Genomic DNA, 12,426 nt, shown 5'->3' with positions numbered 1-12,426 from the left:
GACCACTTCCACCGGCCTTCCCGAGACGCGAAAAGGGATGCGGAACGGGACGCGAAAGGGCGCCCCACCGAGGCGGGGCGCCCTTTCGCACGACGATCAGGTTCAGGCGACGATCAGGAAGATCCCGTAGGCCACCGCGGCGGCGCACAGCGCGAAGCAGAGGTACGCCCCGCCGCGCGCGACGGTGACCGACCCTGTGCCGCGTCCCTGCGCGGCCCCCGCCTCCTGCTTGGCGAGGCCGATGATCCCGAGGGAGAACAGGCCCACCAGGGCCACCGTCACCGCGAGGCTGACTCCGAAGACGGAGCCCAGTGCTGCCCAGTCGATGTTCATGCTGATGTGTCCTTACACCGTGGCGGGCCGGGCGGGGTCCGCCACGGATCCGGTCGGGGCCGAGAAGGTGGTCGTCTGCACGGGCTCCGCGGCCGTCTCGTCGGCGGCCGACGCGGCGACCGTCCCGGCGGGCGGCGGCGTGACGGCGGCGATCGCGGTGGTCACGACGCCCGCGGGCTCGGCGGCGGGGACGGTCTCGCCCGGGGCGTGGTCGTCCGTGACGTTCGTGTGGTCGATCGAGTTGCGCCGGGACAGGGCCCAGATGACGGCCGCACCGGCGATCAGCAGGGCCGCGGTCACCGCGACGCCCCAGTCGCCCTGCTTGGTGAGGAACTCCGCGCCCGCGCCGACCAGTCCGGCGGCCGGCAGGGTCAGGCCCCACGCCACGAACATCCGCGTCGCCGTGGACCAGCGGACCACGCCGCCCTTGCGGCCGAGGCCCGCGCCCATCACGGCGCCGGAGCAGACCTGGGTGGTGGAGAGCGAGAAGCCGATGTGCGAGGAGGCGAGGATCGCGGTCGCCGCACTGGTCTGGGCGGCGAAGCCCTGCTGCGGCTGGAGGTCGGTGAGGCCCTTGCCCATGGTGCGGATGATGCGCCAGCCGCCCAGGTAGGTGCCGAGCGCGATGGCGATACCGGCCGAGACGATGACCCACATCGGGGGGTTGGCGCCGGGGCTCAGGACGCCGCCGGTGATGAGGGCGAGGGTGATGATGCCCATCGTCTTCTGCGCGTCGTTCGTGCCGTGGGCCAGCGAGACGAGGCCCGCGGAGGCGATCTGTCCGGCGCGGTAGCCCTTGGCGGTCGCCTTGTCGTCCGTGTTCCGGCCGATCCGGTAGGTGAGCCGGGTCGCGAACGTCGCGGCGAGGCCCGCCACGATCGGCGCGGCCACGGCCGGGATGAGGATCTTGGTGACGACGGTGCCGCCGTTGATCGACGACCAGCCCATCGACATGACCGCGGCGCCGATGAGGCCGCCGAACAGGGCGTGCGAGGAACTGGAGGGGAGCCCGACCAGCCAGGTCAGCAGGTTCCACAGAATGGCGCCGACGAGCGCCGCGAAGATGACTGAGGTCTTCAGCCCGTCCTCGTTGACGATGCCGCCGGAGATCGTCTTGGCGACCTCCACCGAGAGGAAGGCGCCGACGAGGTTGAGCACGGCGGACATGGCCACCGCCGTCTTGGGCTTGAGAGCGCCGGTCGAGATGGTCGTCGCCATCGCGTTGGCAGTGTCGTGGAAACCGTTCGTGAAATCGAACACGAGAGCGGTAACGATCACGATCCCGAGGAGAAGCGTGATGTGTTCCATTTACCCAGGCTTCTGTTGGACGTCAGTGGCTCGTTGAACGTAGGAAAGCCGAGTGAACGGAAGGTGAACTAAGACGGGCGGGGGAGTGGCCGCATGCGGGAAGTGGTCTCTCACTTTCGGATCGAAGGTCGAATACGCCTGATCGCACACGGTCACCACGGCGCCGGAGCCCCCGGAATCCCGGGATCCCCGGCGCCGCCGGACGGCCGGGCCTACCCGCGCGCGAACCGCTTCAACTGCCGCATGGACCCATTGAAGAGATTCTGATCACCCGGGAACCGGCCGCCGTTGTCGTGCTGCCAGAAGGTCCAGTACGACCAGCCCCTGGGCAGGGCCCCGGCGCTCGCACCCCAGCGCGCCAGCCAGAGCGGATGGCTGGACGCGAAGGCGCGGCTGCCGCCGGTGCAGGTGTTCCACCAGATCGCGTTCGTGTAGATCACGGGGCGGCGCCCGGTCTGCCGCTTGACCTCATTGCTGAACGACTTGATCCAGTGGATCATCTGCCCCTTGCTCATCCCGGAGCAGCGGCGCGAACTGTACGGGTTGTGCTCGATGTCGAGGGCGGGCGGCAGCGTCCACCCGTCCCGCGACCAGCGGCCGCCGTGGCGCAGGAAGTACGCGGCCTGCCTCTTGCCCGACGACTTGTTGGGTACGGCGAAGTGGTAGGCGCCGCGGATGAGCCCCACGTTGCGCGAGCCGTTGTACTGCTGGGCGAAGTAGGGGTTGCGGTAGTTCGTGGCCTCGGTCGCCTTCACGTAGACGAACCGGGCGCCCTTGTTCTTGGCCTTGCGCCAGTTCACGTTCTTCTGGTGCGAGGACACGTCGTGCCCCCGCGGCTTGCTCGCTGCCGAAACCGGAACCTCCGCGAGCGCGGTCCCCCCGATGGCGAGTGCCACCGCGGACGCCGCGACGATCCGGGTGCGACGGCGGGGTGCTGTCTGATCACGAGCCATGGTTCCCCCCGGAAATGGCGACGTGCACGACAAATCTCCCAGAGATTACTGGAAGATCGGTCAATGCCAGTCGATCTCTGGCCAATCCTTCCTAGAGGGGGATGTATGCCCATATGCGCCCTTACGGACGCCTGGCCTCCGCACTAAAGTGCCCCGGCTCCGGCCGGCCGCCCTGGCAGGATCGCCGCATGACTGCAGACGACGGACAGCGACAGCGGCAGCGCCCCTGGGAGCGGCGGCGCGAGGAGGCAGAGCTCGACCGGGCCTGGTCCGAGCTGGTGGCGACGGCCCGCAGGACGGTCACGGACGGCCTGGTGGTCGGCACGTCGGGCAACGTCTCGGTGCGCGTCGGCGACACGGTCCTCGTCACCCCGAGCGGAGTCCCGTACGACCGCCTGACCCACACGGACCTCACCGCCGTTGACCTGCACGGCGAACAGCGCCTCGGCAGGCTGAACCCCACCAGCGAGCTCCCCATGCACCTGGCGATCTACCGCTCGACGGACGCGGCCGCTGTGGTCCACACGCACGCGGCCCACGCCACCGCGGTCTCCGCCCTCGTCCCCGAGCTCCCGCCCGTCCACTACATGGCGGGGGCCCTGGGCGGCCCGGTCCGAGTTGCGAAGTATGCCCTCTACGGCACCGACGAGTTGGCCGAGAACATGCTCCATGCACTGACCGACCGCACCGCCTGCCTCCTCCAGAACCACGGCACGATGGCCTACGGCGCGACGCTCGCCCAGGCATACGACCGCACGGCCCAGCTGGAGTGGATGTGCAGGGTCTGGCTCCTGGCATCGGGCGTCCCGGGCCGGGAGATGACGCTGCTGTCGCCGGAGGAGATGGCGAAAGCGGAGGAGAAGCTGAAGGGCTACGGGCAAGCGAACTCAAGCCCGTCCGGCGGCGGCCATTGAGCCCGTCCGGCGATTGAGGACGAGGCGCGAAGCGCCGACAAGGGGGCCCGGGGGCGACGGAGTCGCTCCGCGCGCGGAGCGCGCTAATTGATGCAGCCGGGAAGGGGCGGGACCGGGGAAGGAAGCGCCGCAGGCAAGACCCGCACCCCTCCACCGGCCCCCGCCCACTGGCCGTTCCGCGCCCACCCGAAGACACTGAACCCGTGCGCCCCGCCCAAGCAACCGCCGCCGCCGTCACCGCAGTCACCGCCACCCTCGCGGCCACAGCCGCCGCAGTGGTGGCGGGCAGATACGCCAGCGACGCCGCCCTCAAGGCGCCCGCGGGCCGCCCCCTGCCCACCGAGCCCCGCCTCACGGTGCACGGCACCGCCGCGGGCCGCATCACCCTGACCCGCGCCCTCGCGAGCCTGCGCCCCGGCACCTACGGGCTCAGCGGCGACGGCTCGCACGCCGTCGTCGGCCCCGTCCTGGACGCCGCGCCGCACGAGGCCAGCGCGGTGGTGCGCCGCCTGGAGCGGGTCACCCACGGCTCCCTCGAGGCGGGCGACCGGGCCTGGCTCACCCCGCAGGTGTACATCGGCAACCCGCGCGACGCCCTCGGCCTGGACCACGCCGACGTCGACATCGACGGTGAACTCGGCGCGCTGCCCGCCTGGTTCGTGCCCGCCGTCCGGGACACCTGGGTCATCGCGGTGCACGGCCTCGGCACCACCCGCGAACTCCCCATGAACATCATGGAGTTCCTGCACCAGCAGCAGTTCCCCGTGCTCTCCCTCGCCTACCGCGGCGACCTCGGCGCGCCCCGCTCCCCGGACGGCCTCGGCCACCTCGGCGAGACCGAGTGGCGCGACCTCGACGCGGCGATCCGCTACGCCGTGCGCCACGGCGCCGAACGGGTCGTCCTGCACGGCTGGTCCACCGGCGCCACCATGGCCCTGCACGCCGCCGCGCACTCGGCCCTCCGCGACCGCATCAGCGGACTCGTCCTGGACTCCCCGGTGCTCAACTGGGAGACCACGCTGCGCGCCCTGGCCACCGCCCGCCGCACCCCGGGCCCGCTGCTCCCGCTCGCCGTGCGCGCCGCCCAGGGCCGCACCGGACTGCGCGGCGACCGCATCCTGGAGGCCGCCGACCCCGCCGTCCTGAAGGTGCCGACCCTCGTCGTGCACGGCCCGGACGACACCGTCGCCCCCTGGGGCCTCTCGCGGGAACTCGCCCACAAGAGGGCCGAGTTGGTCACTTTGCACCAGGTTCCGGATGCGCCCCACGGCGCGATGTGGAACGCGGACCCGGAGGGCTACGAAGAGGCGCTCCGCCGCTTCCTCACCCCCCTGATGTAACGCCGGGCAAGGCCCTGGCGCGCCATTCCGTTTGGGTTTTCGGACCGTCAACAGGAAGACTGCTTCCTGTGACGTCCCGTATCCCGCGCGACTCCAGGCTCCGACTCGTCAGGACCGCTCCGCTTTTGGGGGCCGAACAGCGAGCGGAGGCGGAGCGCGGCCCAGCGCGAACCAGGCTCGTCGGACCCCGGGCGACCGCGGAGCGCCGCAGGCGCCGCCCCGCGCCGCGTCCGCCCGAGGGCACCCCGGCCCCCGCGGAGCTGGCCCGGATGGCGCGCGCGGGCCTCGCCGCGGCCGTCCGCGTGGCCCGCTGGGCCGACGCGGCGCTGAGCCCGGCGCGGGACCGCGCCGACGCGGCCCCCGACACCAACGGAGTCCTCTCCGACGCCACGGCCCTGCGGGCCGCCACGGACCTCGGCCTGTCCCCTGCCCAGGTGCGCGCCGACTGGGACACCGCCCGGCTCGCCGGACTCGTCGAGGTGCACGGCGACAGCGCCCGGCCCGGCTGGCGGCTGCGCGCCTGGGACCGCGACGACGCCGCCGTGCTGCGCGGCTGGGTCGCCCTCTTCGACGCCTGGTCCCTGGTCCACCCGGCCCCCGGCGAGCTGCCGCCCGCCGCCGTCGCCGAGGCCGTCGAGGCGGTGCCCCAACTCCTGTCCCTGCTCCAGCTGTCGGCGGGCCCCGTCCCCGTACCGCAGCTGCTCGACCTCCTGGACCAGCGCGTCACGGAACTGCGCACGGAACGCTGCGAGATCCCCTACGGGCCACAGCCCGAGCCGGTCGCCGCCCCCGACACCGACGACGACCCCCCGCTGCTCGACCTCCTCGACTGGGCCCTGCACGGCCTCGCCGCCGTCGGCGCCCTCACCTACGCCGACGGGCAGGCCACCCTCACGCCGCTCGGCAGCTGGGCGGTCTGGGTCAAGCTGGAGCAGATCTGCGTCGCCGCGCAGAGCCCGGCGGGGCACATCGAGCAGTCCGCGGACGACATGCTGCGCGGCTGCGCCCGGCTGCGGCCCAACGCGGCCCGTGCCGAGTACCGCGCCTGGCTCGCCGCCCGCCCCGTCGGCAGTGCCGTCACCGAACTCCTCGACACCGCGCGCGGCGAGGACGCCCTGCTGCGCGGACTGGCCTTCGAGGCGCTGCGCGTCGTCGGCGCCCCCGCCGAGCCGGACGTACGGGCGGTCGTCGACGAGCCCCCGCTGCGCCCCTACGCCCTGCTGTGGCTGGCCGAGCAGGAGGGCATGGACCCCGAGGACGTCCACCAGGTCCTGTCCCGCGAGGAGTCGACCTGGCTGTGGGTGGACACGGCCGCCGCCGTCGCCGACCACGGCGAGACCCAACTCCTCGTCCGCCACCTGGAGTCGGCGGTCCAGGGCACCGTCCCCGCGCTCCTCGACGAGGTGCGGACGGTCGGCCACCCCCGCACCGTCCAGGTCCTGGTCGCCCTCGCGGCCGCGCACCCCGACCCGGCGCTGGCCAAGGCGGTGCGCCGCGCCGCGTTCCAGGTGCACACCGGCGGCGACTGAGGGACCCGTACGGGAGGAACGGGCCGGCCGCTCAGCGGAAGGTGTTGCAGCGCGCCATGTCGCCGGTGCGGTACCCCTCGTAGAACCACTCCTGTCGCTGCTTGGCCGAGCCGTGCGTCCAGGACTCCGGGGTCACCCGGCCCTGGTAGCGCTCCTGGATCCGGTCGTCGCCGACGGCCGCCGCCGCGTCCAGGCCGTCGCGGATGTCGTCGTCGGTCAGCTTCGTGATGAGCGGCTTGCCGGTGGACTCGTCCGGGGTGGTCGTCGCGTGGTGCGCCCACACGCCCGCGTAGCAGTCGGCCTGCAGCTCGACCCGGACGGCATTGCTGTTCTTGCCCGTACGGCCGTCCTGTGCGCGCTTCAGGGTCCCCATCAGGTTCTGCACGTGGTGCCCGTACTCGTGCGCGACGACGTACGCCTGCGCGAAGGCCCCGCCGCTCGCGCCGAACTTCGACCGCAGCTCGTTGAAGAAGCCCAGGTCCAGATAGACCTTCTGGTCGCCGGGGCAGTAGAACGGGCCGACGGCGGAGGACGCCTGGCCGCAGGCGGTGCCGACGCGGCCGGTGAAGAAGACGGTCTGCGCGGGGGTGTAGCGGCCGTTCCTGCGCGGGAACTCCTGGCGCCAGAAGTCCTGGACGCTGTTGACCACCGCGACCATGCGGCAGTCCTCCTTGGAGTTGGCGTCCCGCCCCGTCTTGCAGCTCTGCTGCACCTGCGCGATCGACGAGGACGAGGCGGCCGGTTCGTCGTTGCCCGACGACAGCCCGAGCTGGTCCGGGCCCACTCCGAAGAACAGCCCCATCAGGAGCGCGATGAGGCCGGCGATGCCACCGCCGATCGTCGCCTTGCCGCCGGGGATCCGACTGCCGCGCACATCCTGCACCTCGGAGGTGTCCAGATTCGCGTCGTCGTCGAACTGCATGGGGCGCACCACCCTCTGCCTCGCATCCGGTGCGGCGACGTACCGCCCGGCGCCGGATGCCCGGCCACTTCATCCTGATATGCCCCACAGTGCCTGGCCCCGGGCGGGGGTCCGAACGGGGGACGCGCACCGCGCCCCGCGCCGTGTCGCGGCGCCGAGGTCCGTGCCGCGAACCGGCCCGCGGCTACGCTCCGCCTGATCCTGGGCCGTGAGTGGTACCGAAGGGGGGCCCGATGCCCGCTGAGCCCGCTGCGCCGACGCCCGCCGAGCCCGCTGCGCCGATGCCCGGACCGCCCTCGCTGGGCCGGGGCACCCGCCTCGCGCTGCCCGTGGCCCTCGCCGTCCTCGCCCTCCCGCTCATCACCGCGGCCCACCTCTCCCGGCCCGCCCCCTACGGAGACCACCTCACCGTCCACGCGCGCGTGGCCGCCGAGACCGGGCCCGGCCTGCGCGCCGGGAGCCGCTCCGTCGAGGCGTACGACCCGCGCACCGGCCGCGCCCGCTGGACGTACACGCGCGCGGGGCACCGCCCCCTCTCACTGCTCCCGGTGCCGGGGCACGCCATCGCGCTCTGGGACGACGGACTGATCACCGACACCGAGCGCACCGGCGCCGCGGTCCGCTGGCACCGCGCCGTCCCGGCCACCGCCCCCTGGCTGCGCACCCCCGCCGCCCGGGGCGCCGCCGGTGTCCTGCAGCCGCTCGACCCGGACGCCCGCATGCTGGCCGTCGTCACCCCGCGGCGCATCGCCGCCTACCGCACCGCCGACGGCGACCTGCGCTGGACGCTGCCCGCCCGCCGCGGCTGCGCCTTCGAACCCGCCCGCGCGGCTCACCACCGCGGCGCGCTCCTCCTCGCCCAGCCCTGCGGCGACGGCACGGCCCCCTGGACGTCCCAACTGGTCGCGGTGGACGGCCTTGGCCGGATCGCGCCCCACCGCACCCCGCTCGGCAACGAGCTTCCCGGCGGGCCGGGCGCCGGGCGGGGCGGCCCTGAAAAAGTGGTTGCACCGCCCCGTTAGAATTGCCGCATGGCCATTCTCCTCCTGCACTAGACGGCGCCGGCGGCAGCCGTGCGCGGCACCGCCCTCCGTGACCCTCACCCGCCGTCCTTCCACTGCCCAGGAGTCTGTCCCGTGATCACCGCCTCCGGTATCGAGCTGCGCGCCGGCGCCCGCATCCTCATCGAGAACGCGAGCTTCCGTATCGCCAAGGGCGACCGCATCGGCCTCGTCGGCCGCAATGGAGCGGGCAAGACCACGCTCACCAAGTGCCTCGCCGGCGAGGGCATCCCGGCCGGGGGCACCATCTCCCGCTCCGGTGAGGTCGGCTACCTCCCGCAGGACCCGCGCACCGGTGACCTGGACGTGCTGGCCCGCGACCGCATCCTCTCCGCGCGCGGACTCGACGTCCTGATCCGCAAGATGCGCGAGAACGAGCAGCGCATCGCGAACGGCTCGGGCGCCACCCGCGAGAAGGCCCTCAAGCAGTACGAGCGCCAGGAGACGGAGTTCCTCACCAAGGGCGGGTACGCGGCCGAGGCGGAGGCCGCCACCATCGCCGCCGCGCTCAACCTCCCCGACCGGGTGCTCGGCCAGCCCCTGCACACCCTCTCCGGCGGTCAGCGCCGCCGCATCGAGCTGGCCCGCATCCTCTTCTCGGACGCGGACACGCTCCTCCTGGACGAGCCGACGAACCACCTCGACGCCGACTCGATCGTCTGGCTGCGCGACTACCTGAAGACGTACCGCGGCGGCTTCATCGTGATCTCCCACGACGTCGAACTGGTCGAGACGGTCGTGAACAAGGTCTTCTACCTGGACGCCAACCGCTCCGCGATCGACGTCTACAACATGGGCTGGAAGCTCTACCAGCAGCAGCGCGAGTCCGACGAGAAGCGCCGCAAGCGCGAGCGCCAGAACGCGGAGAAGAAGGCCGCCGCCCTGCACTCGCAGGCCGACAAGATGCGCGCCAAGGCCACCAAGACCGTCGCCGCCCAGAACATGGCCAAGCGCGCCGACAAGCTCCTCGCGGGCCTGGAGGAGGTGCGCCAGAGCGACAAGGTCGCCAAGCTGCGCTTCCCCGAGCCCTCGCCCTGCGGCAAGACGCCGCTCATGGCCGAGGGCCTGTCGAAGTCGTACGGCTCCCTGGAGATCTTCACGGACGTCGACCTGGCCATCGACAAGGGCTCGCGCGTCGTCATCCTCGGGCTCAACGGCGCGGGCAAGACCACCCTGCTCCGGCTCCTCGGCGGCGCCGAGAAGCCCGACACCGGCCAGGTCATCGAGGGCCACGGCCTCAAGCTCGGCTACTACGCGCAGGAGCACGAGACCCTCGACCCGGAGCGCACGGTCCTGGAGAACATGCGCTCCGCCGCCCCCGACCTGGACCTCGTCGAGGTCCGCAAGACCCTCGGCTCCTTCCTCTTCTCCGGCGACGACGTGGACAAGCCCGCGGGAGTGCTCTCCGGCGGCGAGAAGACCCGGCTCGCGCTCGCGACCCTGGTCGTCTCCTCGGCCAACGTCCTGCTCCTGGACGAGCCCACGAACAACCTCGACCCGGCCAGCCGCGAGGAGATCCTCGGCGCCCTGCGCACCTACAAGGGAGCCGTCGTCCTCGTCACCCACGACGAGGGCGCGGTGGAGGCGCTGCAGCCGGAGCGGATCATTCTGCTGCCCGACGGCGTCGAGGACCTGTGGGGCGCGGACTACGCGGACCTCGTCGCCCTCGCTTGATCGAACCATTGATCCACTGCGTATGGATCATTCGGCCGAGCCGTGATCCTTCATCTGTGTGAGGTCTCCTCGTACCGCGGTGTGGTGTACACGGATTTCGCCGCCCCGCCGGGCATGCGGCCGCCTGGGCGGCTGCCGCCGCGCTGACCTGCCGGTTCTCCGCGCTACCCGAACGGCCGTATCGGCCGGGGATCGCGGAATCGTTCATTCCGCTCGTGCGGGCGCCTTCTGGTGCGGGAAACCCGGTCCCACGGACCTTGCCGAATGGGTGGCCAGGAAGCCCGGGAGGGGTGATCATGAGAAGTCCAGAGCGCACTTCCCATGAGGAGGCACGGGTGGCCGAGACTCTGAAGAAGGGCAGCCGGGTAACCGGCGCCGCGCGCGACAAGCTCGCGGCAGACCTGAAGAAGAAGTACGACGGCGGTGCGAGCATCCGGGCGTTGGCCGAGGAGACCGGCCGCAGCTATGGCTTTGTGCACCGGATGCTCAGCGAGTCGGGAGTCACGCTGCGGGGACGCGGCGGGGCGACGCGGGGCAAGAAGGCCGCTGCCGGCTGACGGTGGTCCGATGGTGGCCACCCGGTCGATCAGCCGGTCGACCGGGTGGTTACTGTGCAGTCACTTACGGGCGCTCGTGCGTCCGGTCCGACCGCACACCATCGGAGGCCACCCATGGCTGTACTCGACAAGGACGGCGTACGCCTCACCATCGACGAGGCCGTCGCCACGGTGACGCTGACCAATCCGGCCAAGCGGAACGCCCAATCTCCCGCGCTGTGGAGGGCGTTGGCCGAGGCGGGACAGCTGTTGCCGGGCAGCGTCCGGGTCGTGGTGCTGCGTGGTGAGGGCAAGTCCTTCTCCGCCGGACTCGACCGACAGGCGTTCACGCCCGAAGGTTTCGACGGCGAGCCGTCCTTCATCGACCTGGCACGAGGCGACGACGGCGTCCTGGACGCCACGATCGCCGAGTACCAGGAGGCGTTCACCTGGTGGCGGCGCGGCGACATCGTGTCCATCGCCGCCGTCCAGGGCCATGCGATCGGTGCGGGCTTCCAGCTTGCCCTCGCGTGTGATCTGCGGATCGTCGCCGACGACGCGCAGTTCGCCATGCGCGAGACCAGCCTGGGCCTGGTGCCCGACCTCACCGGCACACATCCGCTGGTGAACCTGGTCGGCTACGCCCGCGCCCTGGAGATCTGCGCCACGGGCCGCTTCGTGCACGCGGACGAGGCCGAGCGGGTGGGCCTCGCCAACCTCGTCGTGCCCGGCGACCAACTCGACGGCGCCGCACGGGACTTGGCGGCGGCGCTCCTTGCCGCGCCCCGGGACGCCGTCATCGAGACGAAGGTGCTGCTGCAGGGTGCGGCGGGCCGTTCGGCCGAGGAACAGCGGGTGGCCGAGCGGGCCGCGCAGGGGCGCCGTCTGCGAGACCTGGCCGGTCTCGGGGAGTAGACGCCCTCGCACGGGGTGCCCTGGCCGTAGGTCCTTCTTCGACTGCGGGTCCGCTGTGGCTGGTCGCGCTCACGCGGCGGAGCCGCACATGTCAGAGCCCCGCGCCCCTTCAGGGCGCGTCGGTTGCCGTGATCACCACGGCCACCGACGGGTGGTCCGGCAGCGCGTCGGCGACGTGCCGCCGGACCTCGAGCGCCACATCGAGAGCGCGGTGGGCCCGGTCCACCGCGATCTCCACCCGCACATGCCGCGCGGCCAGCGCGCCCGGCGCCGCGCGCTCCTCCAGGCGCACCGCCCGGCCGAGGCCGCCGAGGGTCCCGGTCAGCCGGGTCACGCCCGGCACGGCGAGGGCGGCCTGCCCCGCCCGGTCCTCGTCCCCCTCGGGGGCCGGTGCCTCCGCTTCCTTCTCCGTCTCTCGTACGTCGGCCGGGTCCCCGCCCTCGTACGCCTCAGCGGGCTCGTCCGCGTCGAGCAGCCCCGTCACCCGCAGGTCGACCTCGGTCACGTCGAGCCCGAGCCCGTCCGCCGCGGTCGTGGCCAGTGCCGCGCGGAGCCGCTCCGCCGCCGTCGGGAGCGGTTCGCTCGCCGACGCCGAGAAGTCCGCGGTGATCCGCAGCGCCCCCACCGGCAGTGCGCTCGGCGGTGGGGGTACCGCCGAGCTCTCTGTGCCCTCCGGGTCCACGGGGCCGAGGCGGAGCACGCCGAGACGTACGCCGGCCAGGTGCTGCGCCGCTTGGCGCAGCACCCCGCCCGCCGCGGACTCCGCGATCCACGCGCCGTCCCCCGCCCCGCCGAGGGGCAGCAGCCGCCCCAGGCCGAGCTGTTCACGTACCGCCACGGTCCATCCGTCAGCCGTCATTGCTCCAGCCTGCCGCATCCCCGGCGCGCTTGCGCCCGGCCGCGCTTAGTGTGGGGCGAAGGAGCAGAATCCGCAGATCCCC

Annotated in this window: 12 protein-coding genes; 7 read left to right on the top strand and 5 right to left on the bottom strand. The window is 72.7% G+C overall.

Annotation, left to right across the window (positions count from 1 at the left end; translation table 11 throughout):
• Positions 1–102: 102 nt before the first annotated feature.
• The 3 genes from ACQB60_RS00335 to ACQB60_RS00325 form a co-directional block, all read right to left on the bottom strand.
• The gene (locus ACQB60_RS00335; RefSeq protein WP_496923748.1) at positions 103–333 is read right to left on the bottom strand and encodes a hypothetical protein; all 231 of its coding nucleotides are present in this window, start codon (positions 331–333) and stop codon (positions 103–105) included.
• 12 nt (positions 334–345) lie between these two features.
• Entirely contained in the window at positions 346–1,641 is a 1,296-nt protein-coding gene (locus tag ACQB60_RS00330; protein ID WP_496923747.1) for an inorganic phosphate transporter, read from the bottom strand.
• A 212-nt stretch (positions 1,642–1,853) separates the two neighbouring features.
• Positions 1,854–2,594, bottom strand: a complete 741-nt coding sequence (locus ACQB60_RS00325; protein WP_496923746.1) for a lysozyme — start codon at positions 2,592–2,594, stop codon at positions 1,854–1,856.
• A gap of 188 nt (positions 2,595–2,782) precedes the next feature.
• Here ACQB60_RS00325 and ACQB60_RS00320 point away from each other — a divergent pair, with 188 nt between their 5' ends.
• From ACQB60_RS00320 to ACQB60_RS00310, 3 genes are all read left to right on the top strand, one after another.
• Positions 2,783–3,508 (top strand): class II aldolase/adducin family protein, encoded by a 726-nt coding sequence (locus ACQB60_RS00320; RefSeq protein ID WP_496923745.1) that lies wholly within the window; start codon positions 2,783–2,785, stop codon positions 3,506–3,508.
• A gap of 203 nt (positions 3,509–3,711) precedes the next feature.
• Positions 3,712–4,848, top strand: coding sequence for an alpha/beta hydrolase family protein (locus tag ACQB60_RS00315; protein ID WP_496923744.1), 1,137 nt, complete (start codon positions 3,712–3,714; stop codon positions 4,846–4,848).
• A 68-nt stretch (positions 4,849–4,916) separates the two neighbouring features.
• Positions 4,917–6,377, top strand: coding sequence for a hypothetical protein (locus ACQB60_RS00310; RefSeq protein WP_496923743.1), 1,461 nt, complete (start codon positions 4,917–4,919; stop codon positions 6,375–6,377).
• Positions 6,378–6,408: 31 nt separating this feature from the next.
• Here ACQB60_RS00310 and ypfJ read toward each other — a convergent pair whose 3' ends face one another.
• Positions 6,409–7,299, bottom strand: a complete 891-nt coding sequence (ypfJ, locus tag ACQB60_RS00305) for a KPN_02809 family neutral zinc metallopeptidase (protein WP_496923742.1) — start codon at positions 7,297–7,299, stop codon at positions 6,409–6,411.
• Positions 7,300–7,532: 233 nt separating this feature from the next.
• On the opposite strand from ypfJ, the gene ACQB60_RS00300 reads away from it, so the two are divergent.
• The 4 genes from ACQB60_RS00300 (at position 7,533) to ACQB60_RS00285 (ending at position 11,485) form a co-directional block, all read left to right on the top strand.
• Positions 7,533–8,321, top strand: coding sequence for a PQQ-binding-like beta-propeller repeat protein (locus tag ACQB60_RS00300; RefSeq protein ID WP_496923741.1), 789 nt, complete (start codon positions 7,533–7,535; stop codon positions 8,319–8,321).
• Between the two features lie 114 nt (positions 8,322–8,435).
• Complete coding sequence (locus ACQB60_RS00295) at positions 8,436–10,034, top strand: ABC-F family ATP-binding cassette domain-containing protein (RefSeq protein ID WP_496923740.1); 1,599 nt, start codon at positions 8,436–8,438, stop codon at positions 10,032–10,034.
• 335 nt (positions 10,035–10,369) lie between these two features.
• Positions 10,370–10,591: a helix-turn-helix domain-containing protein gene (locus ACQB60_RS00290; protein WP_055550175.1), complete on the top strand. Its 222-nt coding sequence runs from the start codon at positions 10,370–10,372 to the stop codon at positions 10,589–10,591.
• Between the two features lie 114 nt (positions 10,592–10,705).
• Positions 10,706–11,485 (top strand): enoyl-CoA hydratase/isomerase family protein, encoded by a 780-nt coding sequence (locus ACQB60_RS00285; RefSeq protein WP_496923739.1) that lies wholly within the window; start codon positions 10,706–10,708, stop codon positions 11,483–11,485.
• A 109-nt stretch (positions 11,486–11,594) separates the two neighbouring features.
• Here ACQB60_RS00285 and ACQB60_RS00280 read toward each other — a convergent pair whose 3' ends face one another.
• On the bottom strand, positions 11,595–12,344 hold the full coding sequence (locus ACQB60_RS00280; RefSeq protein WP_496923738.1) for a nucleopolyhedrovirus P10 family protein: 750 nt from the start codon (positions 12,342–12,344) through the stop codon (positions 11,595–11,597).
• Between the last annotated feature and the right edge of the window lie 82 nt (positions 12,345–12,426).

It is taken from the genome of Streptomyces odontotermitis (assembly GCF_050510915.1).
Lineage (GTDB): Bacteria > Actinomycetota > Actinomycetes > Streptomycetales > Streptomycetaceae > Streptomyces.
This window is presented reverse-complemented; position numbering and strand designations above follow the sequence as displayed.

Bases quoted from the DNA above. Each gene is read 5' to 3' on its own strand.
- ACQB60_RS00335 (WP_496923748.1), bottom strand. From the start codon at position 333: ATGAACATCGACTGGGCAGCACTGGGCTCCGTCTTCGGAGTCAGCCTC.
- ACQB60_RS00330 (WP_496923747.1), bottom strand. From the start codon at position 1,641: ATGGAACACATCACGCTTCTCCTCGGGATCGTGATCGTTACCGCTCTC.
- ACQB60_RS00325 (WP_496923746.1), bottom strand. From the start codon at position 2,594: ATGGCTCGTGATCAGACAGCACCCCGCCGTCGCACCCGGATCGTCGCG.
- ACQB60_RS00320 (WP_496923745.1), top strand. From the start codon at position 2,783: ATGACTGCAGACGACGGACAGCGACAGCGGCAGCGCCCCTGGGAGCGG.
- ypfJ (WP_496923742.1), bottom strand. From the start codon at position 7,299: ATGCAGTTCGACGACGACGCGAATCTGGACACCTCCGAGGTGCAGGAT.
- ACQB60_RS00300 (WP_496923741.1), top strand. From the start codon at position 7,533: ATGCCCGCTGAGCCCGCTGCGCCGACGCCCGCCGAGCCCGCTGCGCCG.
- ACQB60_RS00285 (WP_496923739.1), top strand. From the start codon at position 10,706: ATGGCTGTACTCGACAAGGACGGCGTACGCCTCACCATCGACGAGGCC.
- ACQB60_RS00280 (WP_496923738.1), bottom strand. From the start codon at position 12,344: ATGACGGCTGACGGATGGACCGTGGCGGTACGTGAACAGCTCGGCCTG.